The sequence below is a fragment of the Acinetobacter sp. AB03 genome (genome assembly GCF_058107045.1).
Genome location: NZ_JBUEBA010000002.1, coordinates 3222349 through 3242616 on the forward strand (window position 1 = coordinate 3222349; position 20268 = coordinate 3242616).

17 protein-coding genes are annotated in these 20268 nt (G+C 42.3%); 11 read left to right on the top strand and 6 right to left on the bottom strand.

Features of this window, described 5'->3' with window-relative positions:
- Window positions 1-69: 69 nt before the first annotated feature.
- Both ACY3FQ_RS16175 and ACY3FQ_RS16180 read left to right on the top strand, forming a co-directional pair.
- Entirely contained in the window at window positions 70-702 is a 633-nt protein-coding gene (locus ACY3FQ_RS16175; RefSeq protein WP_201952971.1) for a hypothetical protein, read from the top strand.
- A gap of 27 nt (window positions 703-729) precedes the next feature.
- Window positions 730-1041 (top strand): ankyrin repeat domain-containing protein, encoded by a 312-nt coding sequence (locus ACY3FQ_RS16180; protein WP_125272768.1) that lies wholly within the window; start codon window positions 730-732, stop codon window positions 1039-1041.
- A gap of 285 nt (window positions 1042-1326) precedes the next feature.
- Here ACY3FQ_RS16180 and ACY3FQ_RS16185 read toward each other — a convergent pair whose 3' ends face one another.
- On the bottom strand, window positions 1327-2022 hold the full coding sequence (locus ACY3FQ_RS16185) for a TIGR04219 family outer membrane beta-barrel protein (RefSeq protein WP_125275085.1): 696 nt from the start codon (window positions 2020-2022) through the stop codon (window positions 1327-1329).
- Between the two features lie 131 nt (window positions 2023-2153).
- Between ACY3FQ_RS16185 and ACY3FQ_RS16190 the strand changes: the two genes are divergently transcribed.
- The 3 genes from ACY3FQ_RS16190 to ACY3FQ_RS16200 all read left to right on the top strand — a co-directional run bounded on the left by ACY3FQ_RS16190 (window position 2154) and on the right by ACY3FQ_RS16200 (window position 5599).
- Window positions 2154-3596: an aldehyde dehydrogenase family protein gene (locus ACY3FQ_RS16190; RefSeq protein WP_125275086.1), complete on the top strand. Its 1443-nt coding sequence runs from the start codon at window positions 2154-2156 to the stop codon at window positions 3594-3596.
- 371 nt (window positions 3597-3967) lie between these two features.
- Entirely contained in the window at window positions 3968-5446 is a 1479-nt protein-coding gene (locus tag ACY3FQ_RS16195; protein WP_125275087.1) for a sodium-dependent transporter, read from the top strand.
- Window positions 5447-5455: 9 nt separating this feature from the next.
- Complete coding sequence (locus ACY3FQ_RS16200) at window positions 5456-5599, top strand: methionine/alanine import family NSS transporter small subunit (RefSeq protein WP_004691882.1); 144 nt, start codon at window positions 5456-5458, stop codon at window positions 5597-5599.
- Window positions 5600-5773: 174 nt separating this feature from the next.
- Here ACY3FQ_RS16200 and ACY3FQ_RS16205 read toward each other — a convergent pair whose 3' ends face one another.
- Window positions 5774-6076 (bottom strand): fimbrial protein, encoded by a 303-nt coding sequence (locus ACY3FQ_RS16205; RefSeq protein ID WP_279692790.1) that lies wholly within the window; start codon window positions 6074-6076, stop codon window positions 5774-5776.
- Between the two features lie 223 nt (window positions 6077-6299).
- Here ACY3FQ_RS16205 and ACY3FQ_RS16210 point away from each other — a divergent pair, with 223 nt between their 5' ends.
- The gene (locus tag ACY3FQ_RS16210) at window positions 6300-6440 is read left to right on the top strand and encodes a hypothetical protein (protein WP_171455691.1); all 141 of its coding nucleotides are present in this window, start codon (window positions 6300-6302) and stop codon (window positions 6438-6440) included.
- Window positions 6441-6616: 176 nt separating this feature from the next.
- Here ACY3FQ_RS16210 and rsmB read toward each other — a convergent pair whose 3' ends face one another.
- Together rsmB and fmt are read right to left on the bottom strand one after the other, a co-directional pair.
- Entirely contained in the window at window positions 6617-7921 is a 1305-nt protein-coding gene (gene rsmB, locus ACY3FQ_RS16215; protein ID WP_125275117.1) for a 16S rRNA (cytosine(967)-C(5))-methyltransferase RsmB, read from the bottom strand.
- Window positions 7921-8880 (bottom strand): methionyl-tRNA formyltransferase, encoded by a 960-nt coding sequence (gene fmt / locus ACY3FQ_RS16220; RefSeq protein WP_125275116.1) that lies wholly within the window; start codon window positions 8878-8880, stop codon window positions 7921-7923. Before fmt ends, rsmB begins: the two co-directional genes overlap by 1 nt.
- 471 nt (window positions 8881-9351) lie before the next feature.
- Between fmt and ilvD (ACY3FQ_RS16225) the strand changes: the two genes are divergently transcribed.
- The 5 genes from ilvD (ACY3FQ_RS16225) to ACY3FQ_RS16245 all read left to right on the top strand — a co-directional run bounded on the left by ilvD (ACY3FQ_RS16225) (window position 9352) and on the right by ACY3FQ_RS16245 (window position 17880).
- Window positions 9352-11181, top strand: coding sequence for a dihydroxy-acid dehydratase (ilvD, locus tag ACY3FQ_RS16225; protein WP_279691290.1), 1830 nt, complete (start codon window positions 9352-9354; stop codon window positions 11179-11181).
- Between the two features lie 436 nt (window positions 11182-11617).
- Window positions 11618-13303 carry a dihydroxy-acid dehydratase gene (ilvD, locus tag ACY3FQ_RS16230; RefSeq protein ID WP_489774365.1) on the top strand — a complete coding sequence of 562 codons (1686 nt, stop codon included), beginning with the start codon at window positions 11618-11620 and terminating at the stop codon, window positions 13301-13303.
- Between the two features lie 71 nt (window positions 13304-13374).
- A complete protein-coding gene (locus tag ACY3FQ_RS16235) occupies window positions 13375-14673 on the top strand; it encodes a hypothetical protein (RefSeq protein ID WP_114837538.1) in 1299 nt (432 codons plus the stop codon).
- Window positions 14674-14878: 205 nt separating this feature from the next.
- Window positions 14879-16981: a TonB-dependent siderophore receptor gene (locus ACY3FQ_RS16240; protein ID WP_489774366.1), complete on the top strand. Its 2103-nt coding sequence runs from the start codon at window positions 14879-14881 to the stop codon at window positions 16979-16981.
- Between the two features lie 161 nt (window positions 16982-17142).
- Entirely contained in the window at window positions 17143-17880 is a 738-nt protein-coding gene (locus tag ACY3FQ_RS16245; protein ID WP_062031789.1) for a sulfite exporter TauE/SafE family protein, read from the top strand.
- On the opposite strand, the gene ACY3FQ_RS16250 is transcribed toward ACY3FQ_RS16245, so the two are convergent.
- Window positions 17877-18782, bottom strand: coding sequence for a LysR family transcriptional regulator (locus ACY3FQ_RS16250; RefSeq protein WP_114837491.1), 906 nt, complete (start codon window positions 18780-18782; stop codon window positions 17877-17879). The genes ACY3FQ_RS16245 and ACY3FQ_RS16250 overlap by 4 nt on opposite strands.
- 149 nt (window positions 18783-18931) lie before the next feature.
- On the bottom strand, window positions 18932-20233 hold the full coding sequence (locus ACY3FQ_RS16255; RefSeq protein ID WP_058951473.1) for a solute carrier family 23 protein: 1302 nt from the start codon (window positions 20231-20233) through the stop codon (window positions 18932-18934).
- Between the last annotated feature and the right edge of the window lie 35 nt (window positions 20234-20268).

Below are 20268 nucleotides of genomic sequence, written 5' to 3' on the forward strand. Positions count from 1 at the left end.
AACTTAACGGTTAGGGGTGTTTTTTATTGCGAAAGTAATATATTGTTTGAATTTTAAACAGATATTAAAATGAAAGATTTACAAAAAATTTATACTGATAAAGTAAACGAGGCACTTTTTAGATTACAGAAGTGTGAAAGTCTTATAGAGTCATATTTCGAAATCAAAGATTTATTAGATTTAGAATCCTCAATATTACATTTACGTAAAGCATTAGAAATATTTGCTTTAGCTTCGATCGCCCCAAATAAAATTAAATATCAAGAATATCGTGCTCAAGCTGATAAAAATCCTGACTATACAAAAGATTATAAAGCCAGCTCAATTTTAAAAGCTTTAAGTGGAATAAATTCTGACTTTTACCCTATACCTTTGTTACCAACTGAGAAGTTAGAGAATGGGACTTGGCATTTTGATAGAAAAACAGGAAAATTCTTTGACAAAAATCAGTTTATTAAATTGTATGATCGATTAGGAAAATATTTACACGCTGATAATCCTTGGGGCAACAATAAAGAATGGGAAGATTTTGCTTTAGTAGTAAGGGATGGTATAAGTTCCATCCGTGATCTTTTTAAGCTGTATTTTACTGTAATACGGACACCAGAATTTACAGGTGTATGGGTTCTAGAGACACGTGAAAATGTGGTTCAATTTCTTGTTGCTGAATCTCATGGCGAATTTATCGTTGAGAATTATTAATTTGAAAGGTTATTAAAGAGAATTATTATGAAACTCAACTCTTTCTCTCCATTCTCAGAAGATGATGAAGAACTTAATTTGCCTGAACTGGTCTATTGGGCTTCTCTTGGCGATATGGAACAAGTCGAACAATTATTGGCTGACGGTATAGACCCAAACCAGACTGATGACGAAGGCTATAGTGCATTACAGGCTGCCGCCGAAAATGATCATTTGGCGGTGGTGAAGCTACTGGTGAGTAAAGGGGCAAATGTGGCTTATAAAGGCGAATATACTGCGCTGCAGCTTGCAGAAATGGCAGAGCATGATGAAGTAATTGCTTATCTTAAAAGTCTTTAAATCACGCATAAAATGATAAATAAAAAGAAGCCCCATCATCCTGACGGGGCTTCTTAGTATTCAGTTTCTTGTCGTTTAAATTCCTTATCAACGACCGCTTCCTGCGTATCTTGTTATTTTCAATGAGACTTCCTGTCTCTTTATGTTTTATATGATAGGGCAAAGTTTTCAATTGAACTATTCGCCAATGACGACGATGGTTGTAGGCTTAAGCTTACATGGCAAATATATACTTGATAATAAAAAAAGCGGAATCACCAGACTCCGCTTTTTCATTAATTTGATTTAGAAATGAATGTCTAAACCAACATATGGCCCTTTAAAATCAAATTTAAGATCATTTTTTTCATAATCATCTAATTCGATGTTTAAGATACGGTAGCCTGCTTTCAATCCTACATCGACCAATAAATTATCAATAAAGTTATATTGTAATTCTGCTTGGGCATCTGTGATTTTAGCATCATTAAAGTTGCTGTAGAGTAACTCGCCTTTAGCACTCAAACCTGTAAACGGTAGTTTGACCCCAGCTGAACCGTAGATTATTGGAATGGTTTTATCGATATCAGTTTTTGTTAAATTCAACGTTTTGACATCGCCATTCAAATTGGTTGCACCAAAACCAACATCTGCATTCACAACGTTATCGAGAATTTCATAATATAGAATGAAATCGGTATGATCGATATCTAAGTCATAAACAGGTTGACCTAAAACTTCATTTTCAGTTTGTGTTTTTAAATTCACATAACGGATTTTTGCATTTGGAATTAATGGAACAGGGTGTTCAACAGCAAGAGAAATTTGCGCAGCCCCTTTACGGTCAAGGTCTTGATCTTGAGCAGAAGTTTGGGTTGCCATATTTGCTTTACCGTCGTATGCCCAGTAGCTCACATCACCTTTGACACCAATAACATCTGCTTGTGCTAAACCACAAAGGCTTGTTCCTAAAGCAAGCATCGATATTTTTAAAATTTTCATCATATAGTCCTAATTTATGAGCATAAACCATAATGAATTGTTGTGAATTCATCATAGATTGGGCGAATCATATAGTGATCTGTAAAATTATGCAGTAGTCTAATTTTATTTTTTTGAAAAGAGAATAAGAAATGAAAGAGCAAGAAAACGTTGTTGAATATCCATTATATTTGGCTGGTAAAGCGGTAAAAACAGCAGCGTGGTTAGATGTACATCATAAATATCAGGCTCAGGTTTTCGCACGAGTTGCTTTGGCTGATGCTAAAACACTAGAAAAGGCAATTGCATCAGCTGTTAAAGCTGAAGCTGAAATGGCTGCTTTAAAACCGTTTGAAAAACAAAAAATATTGTTGCATTGCGTGAAACGGTTCAATGAATTGCGTGGTGAATTGACTGAGATTTTGATTGCGGAAGGCGGCAAGCCTCGTGGTGCAGCAAGTGCTGAGGTTGAACGGCTGATTAATACCTTCCAATTGGCTGCGGATGCAGTGACTCAAATGGATGATGGTCGAATAATACCTTTAGCTGTAACACCAGCAGCTTCTCGTTATTGTGGGATGGTTAAACAGGTGCCGATTGGCGCAGTTTCCTTAATTAGTCCATTTAATTTTCCTTTGAATTTAGTGGCGCATAAGATCGCACCTGCAATTGCAGCGGGTTGTCCTTTTGTACTGAAACCAGCAAGTTTAACGCCAATTAGTTCGCTTAAAATTGCAGAGGTATTGGCCGAAACAGATTTGCCTAAAGATTCTTGGTCAGTATTGCCTTGCGATCGCCAAGCGGCGGATATTTTAGTTACCGATGATCGTTTTAAGTTGCTCAGCTTTACGGGTTCTGATCAAGTCGGCTGGGATATGAAAGCGAGAGCAGGTCGTAAAAAGGTTACGCTTGAATTGGGGGGTAATGCTGCGGTGATGATTGAGGCGGATGCAATCATTGATGATGCTTTGATTGACCGTTTAATTGGTGCAGCTTATGGTCATGCAGGTCAGATTTGTATCAGCGTGCAGCGGATTTTAGTGCATGCTGATATTTATGCGGATCTAAAAAAGAAATTAATCGCAAAATTAAAAAAGATTAAAGTTGATGATCCAAGCTTAGCAACGACGTTGGTCGGTCCAATGATTAAAGAAGCTGAAGCGATTCGACTGAAAAAATGGATTGATAAAGCCGAGAAGAAAGGTGCAAAAATACTTGTTGGTGGTGTTTTAGATGGTGTTTGTTTTGAACCTACCTTATTGGAAAATGTTGATTCAAAGTTAGAAATTTATAAAGATGAAGCATTTGGCCCTGTTGCTATTTTAGAAAAATATAAGGATTTCGAGCAAGGAATTGCAACAATTAATCAAAGTCGTTTTGGATTACAAGCAGGAGTTTATACACAAAATCTCAATAAAATGTTGTATGCATGGGACCATTTACATGTAGGAGGTGTAATTATCAATGATGTGCCAACCTTCCGTGTCGATAATATGCCGTATGGCGGTGTGAAAGACTCAGGCTTGGGTCGAGAGGGAATTCAATCCGCGATTCGAGATATGCAGGAAGAACGGTTGCTGGCGATCAAGCAATAGATTATTCAGGTAGACCTTGTGATTCTGCACCTAATAGTTTTCTGTATCTTAAATTTATCATTTGACTATAAGGTCAACTATTGACTGAGTTGAAAAATAATCAATCGCTCGAAAAGTGTGATTTTTTCGTCAGGAATTTACAGTAAAAAGAAATAAAAACAGGTATTGTTCAGCTATTAAAAGCAGAAAAACAAAATCCAATCTTTAAGGAAGATGGTTTGGTTTTTGCTTGTTTGTACATGGAAATAAGAGACCCACAAGGTTGAACTTTCATGCAAGCAAAACAAGATTTTTACGGTACTTTTCTCTCTGTTGGATAATAACAAGTGAACGCAGTTTGAAAAGTGCCACATGAATATATTAGGTGTTCTATGGCAGATTCTCGTGAAAACTGGACATCACGATCTGGTTTTATTATTGCAGCTGTAGGTTCAGCTGTAGGTTTAGGTAATATCTGGCGCTTTCCATATGTTGCTTATGAAAATGGTGGTGGTGCCTTTCTTATCCCGTATTTATTGGCACTTATCACTGCGGGTTTACCGCTTTTATTTTTAGATTATGCCACAGGTCATCGTGCTCGTAATTCTCCACCGAAAGCTTATCGTTCTTTGTTTAAAGGCGGTGAAACATTAGGTTGGTGGCAAGTCTGTGTCTGTATTATCATCGGTTTATATTACGCTAGTGTTTTGACTTGGGCGGGAAGTTATATTTATTTTTCGATCGGGCAAGCGTGGGGTGGTGATCCTGAAAGCTTCTTCTTTAATACTTACCTACAAACTTCAAAAGCTTCAGGTTTTGATTTTCAGTTTGTTAGTCATCTATTCTGGCCAATCGTGGGAATTTGGGCATTAACACTCATCATTCTTTATGGTGGGGTTAAAAAAGGTGTTGAATTATCGAACAAGATTTTCATGCCTTTACTGTTCGTCTTGTTCACTATCCTTGTTGTTCAATCTTTACGTTTACCTGGTGCGGTTCAAGGCTTAAATGCTTTCTTTACGCCAAACTGGGCAGCGATGATGGACTATAAAGTTTGGTTAGCAGCTTATGGTCATACGTTCTTCTCACTTTCTGTAGGTTTCGGGATCATGGTGACTTATGCATCTTACCTAAAGCCAAAGACCAACTTGACTGGTTCGGGGCTGATCGTTGGTTTTGCCAATGCTTCAACTGAAATTTTGGCGGGTATTGGTATTTTTGCTGCATTGGGCTTTATGGCGCATACCGCAGGCAAAGAAGTTCAAGATGTGGTGAGTGGTGGTATCGGTTTGGCATTTATTGCTTTCCCGAAAATCATTTCAAGTCTTGGTGCAGGTGCTGATTTATTCGGTCTATTGTTCTTCTCATCATTATTTGTTGCCGGTATTTCTTCTATGGTTAGTATCTTGGAAGTGCCAATTGCAGCGATGCAGGATAAGTTAAAATGGAGCCGTAAAAAAGCAGTTACCATTATCGGTGGTGGTAGTGCACTGGTTTCAGTGATCTTATTCTCAAGTGTGAATGCGATTAAATTGGTAGATATCGTGGATCACTTTATCAATAACATTGGCATTGTGGGTGGCGCGCTTGTTTCTATTCTTTGTATTACTTGGTTTAAGCGTTCAGCATTGATTGAGCTGCGTGATCACGTAAACCGTATTTCTACCATTCAACTCGGTAAGGGTTGGGCATTTACCTTGACCGTGATTACTTCACTCGTGTTATTAACGACGTTGAGTATGACGTTATTTAATTTGGTGAAAAATGGTTACGATACTTATAGCATGAGTCTGCAAGGGCCATTTGGTTGGGGCAGTGTGATTTTCTGTGCCGTCGTCGCAATCGTACTCAGTAAAGTTAAAGATCGCTAGGAGAAAAAAATGAATACTTCAGCAATCGTAATGATGGTGATTTCGATGTTGTTTGTTTGGGGAGGACTTGTGTTGTCTATTCTCCACTTGATGAAAAATCCAGAAGAGCTCGATGATGTTCTTGAAGAAGTGAAAGACCAGCATACGTTGTAATATTGGATGAGAAAGGCAATTCATTGATTTCATGTGAAATCAGTGAACGATAAAAAAACCGAGTGAATGTCACTCGGTTTTTTATGGATTTTTAACAGGTTTAAGTAAGAATTAGACAGCTTTAAGAGAGCAGTAGCACTGACCTAATAATGGCCTGTGCTGGGATTCAATTAATTAATCGTAGATTAAGTTAACTGTCGCAATACTTTTCACAATTCCTGGTGTTACGGGAACAGTCTCGGCATAGTAGGATGCCTTTAAGGCTTTAGATACACTTTTCGAGTTCTTCAGTGTTCCAAATGTAAACTTATTATTCAGATTTAAAGGACTGATTGGAATGGGAGCATTTGATGTATCAGTTAGTCTAATTTTGATATTTGAACCACCCGAACCAGAAGAAATACTATTGACTAATATTTCATTTGGATTAGTCATTGCTGGTGCAAAATTATCGGATATGGTGGCTGAATAGCTCAAATCAATTTCCGCACGGAAAGCATGGTACACGGCGTTTTAATATTTATGTAGATGAGGATTAAAGAAGATTGAGTCTAAGTACAATTCACAAGCAAAATACCCAACCACCAATAAAAAAATCCAATGCCTGAGTGTATGGGATTTTTTATGTCTATTTTATTTTACTGAAAAGGTACGCCTTAAAATTTGGCTCAATTAGGGGCGCTTTGCATTTCAAATCTTTGTGCAACAAAGCCGTTTTGGGACCATTGGTTCTGGTGGTACGGTTTCTAAAGCATTTAAAGCGCGTTACTATTCAAATGTCGATACTGTACCAGCAACGCTGGTTCAGGCACAGGCTACGATTACGCTGATATATAATTAAACAGAAAATGAAGGGTTTATCAATTTTTGCTATTTAATGTGTTTGACTGCATGACTAAACGATAGTACGCAATCAGTAAAAATACTTACTGCATCACTTAAAAGTATAAGTTTAGGTCAAACCTAGACCCATACCAGTTCTCCATGAAAAAAGGAGCCTTTCAGCTCCTTTTATTTTTAAATCTTTTCAATGCGACAATAATAAAAACCATCGCCACGCCCTACTTGTGGGAGTAGTTGGCGACCATGAATCTGCTCAATACCCCAATCGGCATCAATTTTAATTTCTTTCGCATCCGTATGTTCAGCAAAGAAGTCGACCATTTGCTGTTCATTTTCTGCTTTCAAAATCGAGCAGGTGATGTACAGCAATGTGCCACCCACTTTGAGTTGTTGCCACATATTTTCAAGAATCTGCTTTTGCAGTTGTACCGTTTTGGCAATATCCCCTGACTGACGCAGTAAACGAATATCGGGATGGCGCCGAATCACACCAATGGCAGAACAGGGTGCATCCAGTACGATACAATCTGCAAGCTCAGGCGAGGTCCATTTCACCGCATCGGCAGCGATAATGTCGACATACTTTTCATTTAAAGCCAAACGCTCTAAGTTTTCAGAGACACGTTTTAAGCGTTTTTCATCTTGGTCGAGCGCAATCAGTTTTTTCGGCTGATACATCTCTAAAATATGCGCTGTCTTGCCGCCAGGTGCTGCACAGGCATCAATTACGAATTTGCCATTTAAGTCGGGTAACAAAGTTGCACAGAGTTGCGCATGTTCATCTTGTACTGAAAAACCACCTACTTCAAAACCCGGTAGGCTTGGGATATGCAGACTGTCATCCAGCACAATGCCAACATTTGAAAGTTCACATGCGTGTGCTTCAATGCCTTCATCTTCTAAAATTTCAAGATATTCGTCACGGCTGACTTGTAAGGTGTTCACTCTTAAGGTTAAGGGCGCAACTTGTTTCAGCTCGTAGCTAATTTCAGCCAGTTGCTCGCCCCAGTCCTTTTTCAAACGTTTGGATAACCAACTAGGCAGATTTGAGGCTTGTTCTAAGACATCGTAGAACTGTTCCGTTTCACGTGTTGCCCGGCGCAAAATAGCATTCACCACACCGCTTAAACTTTCCATACCCAATTGTTTGGCTGCTTCTACCGTTTCAGAAATCGCGGCATGCGCTGCAACGCGGGTACACAGCAATTGGTATAAACCCACATATAAACAAGTTTCAACGACTTGGTTTTCCAGTGGCTTAGTCAACAACGGTAAAGTCACTTGTTTAAGCGCATGCCATTGGCGTAAGCAACCAAGAACTAACTCATGGTACAAGGCACGGTCTTTGTCAGACACAATCGCCATGTGTTGCTGAAGCACCGATGCCAGTGATTGACCATTTTGGACAGCCAATAACGTTTTAACAACCTGAGCACGTAAGTTTAGGGTCTTACCTGAGGCGTGGGGAGATTGTTTCATTATAAAATTTGTCCAATATTCAGTTTTTGGGTTTGTAAAATTTGTACGGCATTTAGGGGTTTACCACCCGGCCATTGCAGAGAGCTTAAACACACCGCATGTTCATCGCCACAAGCGACATGAACACCTTGTTTATCAATGGCTAAAATGGTCCCTGCAGCTTGAGCTTGGGCATTTTCTTGAGACAACATCGAACCCCAAACGCGCAGATTATTGCTTTCATCCAGTGCGATAAATGCGACAGGCCATGGGTTAAATGCGCGAATATTACGGTCAATTTGCACCGCTGTTGAAGTCCAATCAATTTGCGCTTCAGCCTTAGAGAGTTTGTTTGCATAGACTGTCAAAGCTTCATCTTGCACTTCGCGGTTGTCTAAATAGTGCTGCAATGTGCTTTCAGAGGCTAAAACTTTGACCGTCGCTTCGGCCCCTTGTTGTGCCAATTTGTCATGCAAGCTTGCAGAGGTATCTGTAGCTTCAATCGGGCAGTAGGTTTTATACATCATATCGCCCGTATCCAAACCTGCGGCCATTTTCATAATGGTGACCCCAGTTTCGGTATCTCCAGTAGAAATTGCGCGTTGAATAGGCGCTGCACCCCGCCAGCGGGGCAACAGTGAACCGTGAATGTTCAAACAGCCATATTTAGGCGTATCCAAAACCACTTGCGGCAAGATCAGGCCATAAGCAGCCACCACCATTACATCTGCATTTAAGGCCTTAAGTTCAGCTTGAGCAGCCAGACCTTCTTCTGTTGAAGACTTAAAATGCAGCGGTTGATAGACAGGAATATCATGTGCTAAAGCCAACTGCTTCACGGCTGAAGCAGTAAGTTTCTGCCCACGACCTGCTTTACGGTCAGGTTGCGTATAGACGGCTACAATTTCGTGTTCTGTTTTTAGGAGAGCGTCTAATGCCACAGCCGCAAATTCGGGCGTGCCTGCAAAGATGATTTTCAAGAAATACTCGGAAAAAAGGAGAAGATTAAAACAATTATAGCAAAACTCGAGCAGCTACAGATTTATCCTGCATAAAAAGCCGATAGAGTAGTTCTAACTAGATGATGTGCGAGAGTTTTATTCAAAAAATAGCGCAAGGCTCCTTGATAGCGCATCGCTCAAAATCTGTATTTCATATAAATAAAACTCATGCAAAATTTAAAAATTATTCATAGAAGTTTTGTATTGCAAGGCGATTGAACGGGTTATAGTAGTTTCCATATGTAATTGAATGTCAGCTCATCGGTTAAAATGTAGCACGCAAACTTACTGCCTTCGATAATTTAGGTCGAGATGCCTAAAAACGAGATTTACGCAGAATGTGAATATGTTATGTTTAAATTTTTGACAGTTTGACACTCTCAGAACTCAGATTTTAGCCAGAGTGAATGTGGACATTCATCTCAAGCACAACTATGTTGGAAAAGTACAATGCCTGACTATCGTTCAAAAACATCAACACACGGAAGAAACATGGCGGGTGCGCGTGGCTTATGGCGCGCAACGGGGATGAAAGATGAAGACTTTGGTAAGCCGATTATTGCGGTAGTCAACTCATTCACTCAATTTGTACCGGGTCACGTTCATTTAAAAGACTTAGGTCAACTTGTAGCACGCCAAATTGAGGCGGCAGGCGGCGTAGCTAAAGAATTTAATACCATTGCGGTCGATGATGGGATCGCGATGGGACACGATGGCATGCTGTATTCATTGCCTTCACGTGACTTGATTGCGGACTCAGTGGAATACATGGTCAATGCGCACTGTGCTGATGCGATGGTGTGTATTTCAAACTGTGACAAAATCACTCCGGGCATGTTGATGGCGTCTATGCGCTTGAATATTCCTGTGGTGTTCGTCTCTGGTGGGCCGATGGAAGCGGGTAAAGTGAAAATCCGTGGCAATGAACACGCGATTGACTTGGTTGATGCCATGATTGTGGCAGCCGATGACAGTTTTACCGATGAAGAAGTCGCGGAATACGAACGTTCAGCTTGTCCAACCTGTGGTTCATGTTCAGGCATGTTCACTGCAAACTCAATGAACTGTTTAACCGAAGCGTTGGGACTATCGCTTCCGGGCAATGGTTCAACTTTGGCGACACATGCGAATCGTAAAAAACTATTCGAACGTGCGGGTCAGTTGATCGTTGAAATTACCAAACGCCATTACGAACAAAACGATTACAGCTTGTTGCCGCGTTCAATTGCCACCAAAGCAGCCTTTGAAAATGCCATGACCCTTGATATTTCAATGGGCGGTTCAACCAATACCGTTTTACACTTGTTGGCAGCGGCGCATGAAGCAGAAGTTGACTTTACCATGACCGACATTGACCGTTTGTCACGTAAAGTGCCTGTGTTATGTAAAGTTGCACCTGCAAAACAAGACGTGCACATGGAAGATGTACACCGTGCAGGTGGTATCATGTCGATCTTGGGTGAGTTAGACCGTGCAGGGCTATTGGATACGTCTGTACCGACTGTGCATGAAAAAACCTTAAAAGATGCTTTGGACAAGTGGGACATCATCCGTACAGAAGACGAAGACGTGTATCAATTCTTCCGTTCAGCACCGGGTGGTGTGCCGACGCAAACCGCATTTTCACAAGACCGTTACTACTCTCGTTTAGATGGTGACCGTGACAACGGCGTGATTCGTAATGCTGAACATGCCTTCTCTCAAGATGGTGGTTTGGCTGTGCTGTACGGCAATATCGCACTTGAAGGCTGTATTGTGAAAACAGCGGGTGTGGATGATTCCATCTTGAAATTCAACGGCACGGCACGTGTGTTTGAAAGCCAAGATGCAGCGGTAGAGGCGATTCTAGGTGGAAAAATCACTCCTGGTGATGTGGTGGTGATTCGTTATGAAGGTCCGCGTGGTGGTCCGGGTATGCAAGAAATGTTGTATCCAACCAGTTACTTAAAATCGAAAGGCCTTGGTAAAGACTGTGCTTTACTCACCGATGGTCGTTTCTCGGGTGGTTCTTCAGGTCTATCGATTGGTCACGTGTCTCCTGAAGCAGCTGAAGGTGGTGCAATTGGTTTGGTGGAAGATGGCGACCGTATCGAGATCGATATTCCAAACCGTAGTATTCACTTGGCGGTGGATGAAGCAACCATGGCTGCGCGCCGTGAAGTGCAAGAAGCCAAAGGCTGGCAACCTGCTGAACAACGTCCACGTAAAGTGTCTAAAGCCTTAAAAGCTTATGCGATGCATACCACGAGTGCGTCTAAAGGTGCGGTACGTGAAATTTAAGCTGTAGTCTTTGACTGATTAAAAAAGCACTCCATTTGGGGTGCTTTTTATTTAAAAGTCATTGGTTCAGCACAATGGAGTCTTAAATAGGTTTCTCAAATTGCAGTTGATAACCTTCGGTTCGACCTACTTTTGTTTCGGCAAAAGTAGGCAAAACCATTGATCGTCCGCAAAACCTGTTTATTTTCTGCATCTAAAAGAATGCCTTGAAAAAAACCGCCCATTGAATCGGCTATGCAGGTTGCGGACGACGTTTCCGTGTATCAGACAACCTGATGGATTCAAGATCAATATATTAAGACCGTGAAGAGCTTGATGGGGATTGACTCAAAAGTCTCATTGTACTTTTATGTCTAGCCTGCTTTCTATACAATAAAAACAGAAAAAATTGCCAAGACTGTAGAGCAATACGCCGCCATCGCTAAGGACAAATACAATGAGTAAAGACAATATCCGCGAACATTCAGCTCCTGTTTATGAAGGCATCGAAAATGCACCCGCACGTTCCATGATGCGTGCCACAGGCTTTAAAGATTCCGACTTTACTCGTCCCTTTGTCGGTATTGCTTCGACGTGGGCCAATGTCACGCCGTGTAATATGCACATTGATGGTTTGGCACGTGAGGCTGAGAAAGGGGTCAATCGAGCCGGCGGAAAAGGCATTATTTTTAATACCATCACTATTTCAGATGGCATTTCTAACGGCACCGAAGGCATGAAGTATTCATTGTTGAGCCGCGAAATTATTGCAGACTCGATAGAAGCCGTGGTGGGCTGTCAGGCCTATGATGGGGTGATTGCCATTGGTGGCTGTGACAAAAACATGCCGGGTTGCATCATGGGCTTGGCCCGTTTAAACCGTCCGGGTTTGTTTGTCTATGGCGGTACAATTAAGCCGGGCGCAGGGCATACCGACATGATTTCAGTCTTTGAAGCTGTGGGGCAGCATGCCAAAGGTGAAATTAGTGCCATTCAAGTCAAACAGATTGAAGAAGTGGCGCTGCCAGGACCGGGTTCCTGTGGTGGCATGTACACTGCAAACTCGATGGCCTCTGCGATTGAAGCCTTGGGCATGAGTTTGCCGGGTTCCTCTGCACAAGAAGCGGTTTCTGATGACAAGCGGATCGACTGTCAAAAAGCAGGTGAAGCGGTGATGAATTTACTGCGCTTAGACCTGAAACCACGCGATATTATGACCAAAGCTGCATTTGAAAACTCAATTAAAGTGCTGATTGCCTTGGGTGGTTCGACCAATGGTGTGCTGCACTTACTGGCAATGGCACATACTGCTGGGGTTGAGCTGAGTTTGGATGATTTCGTCCGTATCGGGCAAGATATTCCCGTAGTGGCCGATGTGCGTCCATCTGGCAAATATTTGATGTCTGAGCTGATCGCGATTGGGGGCATTCAACCGCTGATGAAGCGAATGCTTGATACTGGCATGCTCGATGGTTCATGTTTAACGGTCACTGGAAAGACCTTGGCGGAAAATTTGGCTGAAGTTGAAGACTATCCAGAAGGTCAGCAGATTATTTTACCGTTCGACGCGCCAATTAAAAAAGACTCTCACTTAGTGGTGCTCAAGGGTAATCTTTCTCCAACAGGTGCTGTGGCTAAAATTACCGGCAAAGAAGGCCTGTACTTTGAAGGGCCCGCACGTGTCTTTGAAGGTGAAATCGGCGCGATGCGTGGCATTTTAGATGGCGAAGTTCAAGCGGGTGAAGTGGTGGTGATTCGTGGTGAAGGGCCTAAAGGTGGACCGGGCATGCCTGAAATGCTGAAACCGACCTCAGCGATAATTGGTAAAGGACTCGGTAAATCTGTGGCGCTGATCACCGATGGTCGTTTCTCTGGTGGCAGTCATGGTTTTGTCATTGGTCACGTGACCCCAGAAGCCTATGAAGGTGGGCCAATTGGTTTAGTGCAAAATGGCGATAAAATCTCAATCAATGCAGAAACCCGCGAAATGACGTGGCATATTTCGGCAGAAGAGGCCGCAGCGCGTCAAGCCGCGTGGGTGAAACCACAGCCGAATTATCGTTATGGGGCTTTGGCCAAGTTTGCAAAACTGACCACAGGTGCGGAAAAAGGCGCGGTAACTGATCTAAATTTAGATGTCTAATTGATCATTTTGCTGTGAATTGATATAAACCCTTGTAGTACTTTCAAGGGTTTAATTTAGAGGCTTTGCTCATGTCACTGTTGCGTCGATGGTTCGATCCGATTCGATCGCGTTGGTTTTATCAAAAACCGATTCGTCAAACGGTCGTATCTACAGAACAAGGCTTGAGTATTCATTTACGCCTCGACGATGTATATAGCTATTTAGCGGTTCAGCAGTTACCACAAATTGAAGAAATTTTAGCGGACGAACTGAAGCCATTGAAGGTGGTCATTTCTAGTCAAGCTGCTGAACCCCCGAACCAAATGTCGGCTTTGGAGTGGCAAACTTATTGTTTAAATGATGCTAAAATTCTGTCGCGTCAGCACCGTTTTAGCTTTCACGACACGCCAGAACAACCCAGTCCAGAGGCATTGAGCCAAGCAGAAACCATTTTGCGGCATACGCCGCTGCGTGGGCAGGACTTTTTGTATTTGCTTGAAGATGTGTTTCACATGCTGTGGCAAAAACAAGAAGGTAAGCTGCGCACCTTATATGCGATGGCCAGCCGTCATCATCAAGAGCAACATTTTCCAGAACGTATTTTTAATGATGATGCGGTACTGGCTAGTTACTTCCAGCTCGGTGACCGTCAGTATCATGCCGTCGATGATCTGCTGCGTTTAACGCGCCGTTTAAAACAACAAAAATTATTTACCGATAACCCCATTTTTTTGATCAATCATATTGATTGGCGTGAGCATTTGATTAGTGATGCTGAAGAGTTAAATGAAATTCAGGCGCTCGATCCAGAGTTAGACTTATACGTTGCGCTGGAAGATCCAATTTCATGGTTGTTATTGGCTTATATTAAAGAAGAACTGGCCGATTATTATAATATTCAGCTCAATGTCTACCCGCTCAGTTATCACGGTCGAGATGGGTTTGATTGGAGTTTGGCAACGCGTTTATCCAAACGGACAGAAATCAAATTCACACCGTTTTGCCGTCCGACGCAAGCAGCCACTTTGGCGATGGCACAGTTATTTTATAGCGTGCCTGAAGAGCAGCGCGTTGATGCCATGTATCGGATTTTGAAAGCCGTTTGGACCCAAGGCAAAGATTTATCCTTTAAATCGCATTTTGATCAACTGATGCAAGAATTGGAAATCACAGCATTGATCACCGAAGATGTAGAAGCCAAGCTTCAAGAAAATGACATGCTCTGTGAAATGAAGTCCCAGCCTGATTTCCCCGTGATTGAACTGCGTGTGGATGGGCAGAGCTATGTCTTTAATAGTCTGTATCGCGTCTGGATGATTGAAAGTATTTTCAGTAATGTGCTGGAAGATCAATATAAAACCGACCCTGTGGATGAAAGCGAAGGCTGAGTTTTGTATACCTCTTATTGATCAAAACAGTCCAATAACACATGAAACCTAAAGCCGATGGTGTTTTTAGGCTGAGTTATTAAAGTGCTTATTAATAATGTTAATGAGGTTTAACAATTAAATTTATTGTTAAATTTTATTAATAAATAGGCTTCCAAATGAAAATGATTATAATTGGCATTCTTTCTGTCTGTTGATCGATGTTATGCGTTTTCATATTTCTTCTTTGAGCTTATCCATTCTGGCCGTGATGCCTACAGCAGCGTTTGCTCAGGGTGAGACACAGGAAACAGCATCATCCCAAGTTTTACCGACTTTGCAATTTGAAGCCCAAGATGCAGATGAAAAAGCATATGCAGCAAAAAATGCATCAGCTGTTTTGCGTTCAGACGCACCGCTGTTTGAAACAGCACAATCGATCAGCGTGATTAGTGAAAAACAACTCGAACAGAAACAAGCGAAAACACTGTCTGAAGCTTTGCAGGGTGTAGCGGGGGTCACCGCAGGACAGTATGGTCGCCGTGGTTGGGATGACTTTATTATTCGTGGGCAGGTTTCGAGTTCGCAAACGTATATTGATGGTTTACGCATACAAGCATCGGACAATGTTTTAAGAGCAGAAGATATCTCGGGTCTTGAGTCGATTGAAGTGGTGAAAGGTCCTACATCTGTAGGTTTTGGTTTAGCTTTGCCGGGCGGTTTAGTCAATTTGACCACAAAGCGGCCACAAGCAGAAACTGCTTATAAAGGCACATTAAGCTACGGTAGTTATGGTTTAAAAGAAGGAACTTTCGATCTTAATTATGCACCAAATAATACTGATAAAGGGGCGTTTCGTGTTGTTGGGAGAGTGTCTGATCAGGATGATCCAACAGATCATGTTTATTTTAAAAATTATTATATTGCGCCGTCTTATAATTTTGACTTAGGCGACAAAGATGATTTGTCTGTCATCGCCAGTTACCAGCGCCGTGAATATGTCCGTCAACAGGGTATTCCATATAGTGGTGGAAATTATAAGAAATATTCACATAGCCTGTTCTTTGGCGATCCTGACTATGGCTATGACGTTGATGTTTATCGTTTAGGTTCGAACTATGCACATTATTTTGATAATGCTTGGACTTTTAAACAAAACTTTGCTGTGACTAAAACCGAGACATTGGGTGATTCGATTTTAGCATCTGGTCGAAGTACATTACCTACAATTAAACGAGCAATCAACAATCAAGATAAACAAGATATTAATTATACCTTAGATAATAATTTACAGCGAAATTTCAATTTCGAGCATATAAACTATGATGTAATGGTTGGTTTAGATATGATGCGTGAGCGTAGTGATTATTATCGTCGAACAGATACGATCAATGATTTTGATGTAAATAATCCAAGTTATGGAAATATAAGTATCAAAAAAGTAGGTGTGCCAACGGAAGAAATCACCTATAGCCAATATGCAGGTTTGTATTTAAGAAACACCATTAAAATTGATGATGACTGGATTATTGGGCTCTCTGGACGCCATGACTGGACTCAAGTTGAAATTGACAATATCTTAACAAATACAACAACTAAAAACTCAGATAATGCTTTTACGGGTAGTGCATCGGTGATGTACCGTATCAATGATATGTTTGCATCATATATCAGTTATGCAACCTCTTTCTTTCCTGTGAGTGATGCTGGTGCAGATGGTACGCTGCTGGACCCAGAAGAAGGGGAACAATATGAAGTTGGTGTGAAGTTCCAAGGGCTGAATCAAAGACTGCAAGGCTATGTGGCTTATTATGATTTAACTCGTCAGAATGTCACAGAAGCAGATGCTTCAGGGAATTTTTCAATTCAAACAGGTGAGCAAGTCACAAAGGGCTTTGAAACAGAGTTATCAGCTGCTCTAACTGATCAATGGAACCTGACCGCAACCTATAGTTATATTCCTACAGCCAAAATTACTGAAAGTGAAACTAGCAGCGATATTGGCAAGCGAATTAACCATGTGCCTAAAAATGCCGCCTCTTTATCAACCCAATACTTCTTTGCTGATGAGCAATTGGGCTGGAATATTGGTGCCAGTGCGAATTATCAAGGCGAGCGTACAGCACAACGTGGGACTGATTATGTACCGCTATCGAGCTATACGCTGTACGACGTCAGTGCTGGCTATGAAGCTAAAAATTGGGGCGCAAAATTCAGCGTAAAAAACCTGTTTGATAAAGAGTATTTAGTCGGAACCACGCCAAATGCACAATTGGTGAGCTGGGGCGATCCACGTACTTTCCGCTTCAGCCTAAATTTCAAATACTAAGCAGAATTACAGCGCATCACATCTGGATTCAATAACAGTTGAGTCCAGACCATTCTTTCCAGTAAGCCTCAATCTTTGGTTGAGGCTTACTTCTAAAAACAGTGATATGAGCCCAGATTTAAATTTTATAGCATGGCGCTAAGTGTTTAGAGAGAAGCGTCATGCTTGCTTTTGTTATTTTTGTTTTTGCTGTCGCAGGCATGATTAAGGGCACCATTGGCCTAGGTTTGCCCGCCGTGTCGATGGGACTTTTATCTTTGGTGATTAGTCCATTTCAAGCGGCAACTTTGCTCATAATCCCTTCCATGGTTACGAACTTCTGGCAATTGTTTGCAGAAGGGCGTGTACTGCGACTGGTACAACGCTTTTGGCCATTGCTGGTGGGCATGATCATTGGTTCAGTTTGGAGTGTTTTTCCTACACTTGGACATGGCGAATTTCAAAGTGAAGCGCTGTTGGGCGGGATGTTGGCCATTTATGGTCTATATGGTTTGTTTGCCAAAAACATGCCCAACTTAGCCCCGTATGAAAAATATTTATCACCAATCATGGGCTATTTGGGCGGTGCTTTGACGGTGGCGACAGGGGTGGTGGTGATTCCCGTGGTTCCATATTTGCAGTCCTTGCATTTGAAACGGGATGATTTGGTACAATCGCTCGGCCTTGCCTTTACCGTTTCAACTTTATGTCTTGCTGTGTATTTACATCTAAATCCTGTTGAAGACACTCCCATTGACTATCAACTGTCGTTGATCGCTCTGCTTCCTGCATTGCTCGGAATGTGGTTGGGCACTAAAATTCGCTACCGCATCCCTGAGCAGGCCTTTCGTAAGGTGTTTTTTGTGGGCCTAGTCTTATTTGGCAGTTATATGGTTTTACATCAACTGGGCTGGCTTTAATGCGGCATGAGTTGGTCATGTTGGCTCAAGAGGAATTGACTAAAGCGTTGATAATCTGCGGGGAGCTGATCAAAACACCGTGCTGCTAACAGCAACTTGCGGTTGGCCCATTTGCCTAAGAGTTCAATCTGCTGAAAGTCATACTGCACTTTTAAACGCAGTGCTGCCCGTTTGGGAATAATCGCAATGCCGACGCCATTGGCGACGACTTGGGCGATCGCGGCAAAGTTCGGCACCCGTAGACGATAATGGATGTCACAGCCTAAGCGTTTGGCTTGCGCTTCTATGGACTGTTGTAAGGAGTGATATTGCATGAGGCCCACAAACGGATGTTGCAATAATTCACCCAGCTCCAGTTGAGCCGCAGTGGCAAGTGGATGCTGGCTTGGGCAGATCAGTACCAACGGGTCTTCAGCAAACTCTTGAGTTTCAAGCTGCCCTGCATCAAAAAAACCAGAGATCAGCCCCAACTGCGCCGTACCTGTACTGAGGGCCTGAATGATGTCATTGGTTTCGGCTTCTTTTAATTCAATATGGAGCTTCGGATTTTCCATTAAATACTGCGGCAATAAATGAGGTAAGTACTCACTCTGCGCCGATGAGTTGCACCACAATATAATGTTGCTCGTTGCACTGTGAGCAAAGGGCAGCATGGCTTGTTGTAATTGCTGCTGTTGTTGCAGTAAGTGCTGCGCATGTTCCGCAAAGGTTTGTCCAGCAAGGGTCGCTTTTACCCCAGTTGCATGGCGGGTAAATAAACTCACTTCAAAATGCTGTTCTAATTTTTTAATCCGCTCACTGGCGGCTTGTAAAGAAATGGCGGAACGTTCTGCACCTTTGGTCAAACTGCCTGTACTCAGGATATTGATAAACAATTGCAGATCAAAAAAATCAAGGCGCATGGCAGGGTCAAAGCGGAAAATGTTGCTTTATCTTAGTCCTTTTTGCGTTTTGAGACATACCTTTAGGTGTAATAGGAGTCAGAGCATTAGACCAAAAAAAGCAGCCCGAAGGCTGCGATCAACAATGGATAATCAAAATATCAGATAGATTAATCTTTTTGCCCTAAGCTGAAGAACCAGTTTAAGAACAACGCTGCAAACGTAGCAGTACCAATACCACCCAAGTTAAAGTTGCCAATTTGTAAGGCAAAATCACCTGTACCTAAAATGATGGTGACTGCTGCGACCATCAGGTTTTTGTTCTGTGAAAAATCGACTTTGTTTTCAATCCAAATTTTTGCACCCGCGATGGTAATCAAACCAAACACTACAATCGACGCACCGGTTAAAATCGCGGTCGGAATGGTATGGATGATGGCACCAAATTTCGGTGACAGACCCAAGAAAATGGCAAACACACCTGCGATGGCAAAAATGATGGTCGAGTAAACTCGTGTGACTGCCATGACTCCAATGTTTTCACCATAGGTGGTCATGCCTGGTGCGCCGACACCGCCTGCTAATGTCGTTGCGACACCATCGGCAACAAACGCTTTACCAATGTGCGGATCAAGGTTTTCACCGGTCATCGCACTCACGGCTTTAATGTGACCGAGGTTTTCTGCCACCAAAATTAACGCAATTGGTGCAATGATCATCATGGCATTGGCATTAAATTCAGGCGCATGAAAAGTCGGTAAACCAAACCAAGCGGCTTGTTGAATTGGTGCAAAATTAATCGCTGTGCCATAGCCCATAACGTTGGTCACGATGAAATAGACCAAGTAAGACAGTAACAAACCAATTAATAATAAGAGACGCTGCAATAAACCACGGGTAAAGACTGCAATCGAGCCCATACATAATACGGTAACCAGTGCCATCCACATATTAAAGGAATTGCCCGCAACGCCTTTGACCGTCACTGGGGCAAGGTTGAGACCAATAATCATCACCACAGCACCTGTCACCACAGGCGGCATCAGTTTTTCAATCCACTTGGTGCCCGTTGCCATGACCATAAAACCAAACAAGGTATAGAGCACGCCGCAGGCAATAATACCGCCGCCCGCCATAGCTAAATTTGGATTGAGTGCGCCTGTGCCCGATGCGGTATAGCCCGTTGCTGCAATCACAACCCCAATAAAGGCAAAACTTGAACCTAAATAGCTTGGAACACGTCCACCCGTCATAATAAAGAACAAGATGGTACAAATCCCGGACATTAAAATGGCAAGGTTGGGATCGAAGCCCATTAAGAAAGGGGCAAGAACCGTTGCTCCAAACATGGCAAAGGCATGCTGAACACCTAAAATTGCACTTTGTGAAGCAGGGAGGTATTCACTTGTGCCAACAGGACGTGCATCGATATTGCCTTCGTACGGGCGCCATTTGGGAAACCAATTGGACATTTTTTGAGCACTCTAAAGATAAATTGTGCACATCA

What these genes read in the sequence shown, in the direction of transcription:
- ACY3FQ_RS16250 (WP_114837491.1), bottom strand. Translation starts at nt 18,782, where the DNA reads ATGCGCCTTGATTTTTTTGATCTGCAATTGTTTATCAATATCCTGAGT.
- ACY3FQ_RS16180 (WP_125272768.1), top strand. Translation starts at nt 730, where the DNA reads ATGAAACTCAACTCTTTCTCTCCATTCTCAGAAGATGATGAAGAACTT.
- ACY3FQ_RS16190 (WP_125275086.1), top strand. Translation starts at nt 2,154, where the DNA reads ATGAAAGAGCAAGAAAACGTTGTTGAATATCCATTATATTTGGCTGGT.
- ACY3FQ_RS16175 (WP_201952971.1), top strand. Translation starts at nt 70, where the DNA reads ATGAAAGATTTACAAAAAATTTATACTGATAAAGTAAACGAGGCACTT.
- ACY3FQ_RS16200 (WP_004691882.1), top strand. Translation starts at nt 5,456, where the DNA reads ATGAATACTTCAGCAATCGTAATGATGGTGATTTCGATGTTGTTTGTT.
- ACY3FQ_RS16195 (WP_125275087.1), top strand. Translation starts at nt 3,968, where the DNA reads ATGGCAGATTCTCGTGAAAACTGGACATCACGATCTGGTTTTATTATT.
- ACY3FQ_RS16185 (WP_125275085.1), bottom strand. Translation starts at nt 2,022, where the DNA reads ATGAAAATTTTAAAAATATCGATGCTTGCTTTAGGAACAAGCCTTTGT.
- ACY3FQ_RS16245 (WP_062031789.1), top strand. Translation starts at nt 17,143, where the DNA reads ATGCTTGCTTTTGTTATTTTTGTTTTTGCTGTCGCAGGCATGATTAAG.
- ilvD (WP_279691290.1), top strand. Translation starts at nt 9,352, where the DNA reads ATGCCTGACTATCGTTCAAAAACATCAACACACGGAAGAAACATGGCG.
- ilvD (WP_489774365.1), top strand. Translation starts at nt 11,618, where the DNA reads ATGAGTAAAGACAATATCCGCGAACATTCAGCTCCTGTTTATGAAGGC.
- ACY3FQ_RS16240 (WP_489774366.1), top strand. Translation starts at nt 14,879, where the DNA reads ATGCGTTTTCATATTTCTTCTTTGAGCTTATCCATTCTGGCCGTGATG.
- rsmB (WP_125275117.1), bottom strand. Translation starts at nt 7,921, where the DNA reads ATGAAACAATCTCCCCACGCCTCAGGTAAGACCCTAAACTTACGTGCT.
- ACY3FQ_RS16235 (WP_114837538.1), top strand. Translation starts at nt 13,375, where the DNA reads ATGTCACTGTTGCGTCGATGGTTCGATCCGATTCGATCGCGTTGGTTT.
- ACY3FQ_RS16255 (WP_058951473.1), bottom strand. Translation starts at nt 20,233, where the DNA reads ATGTCCAATTGGTTTCCCAAATGGCGCCCGTACGAAGGCAATATCGAT.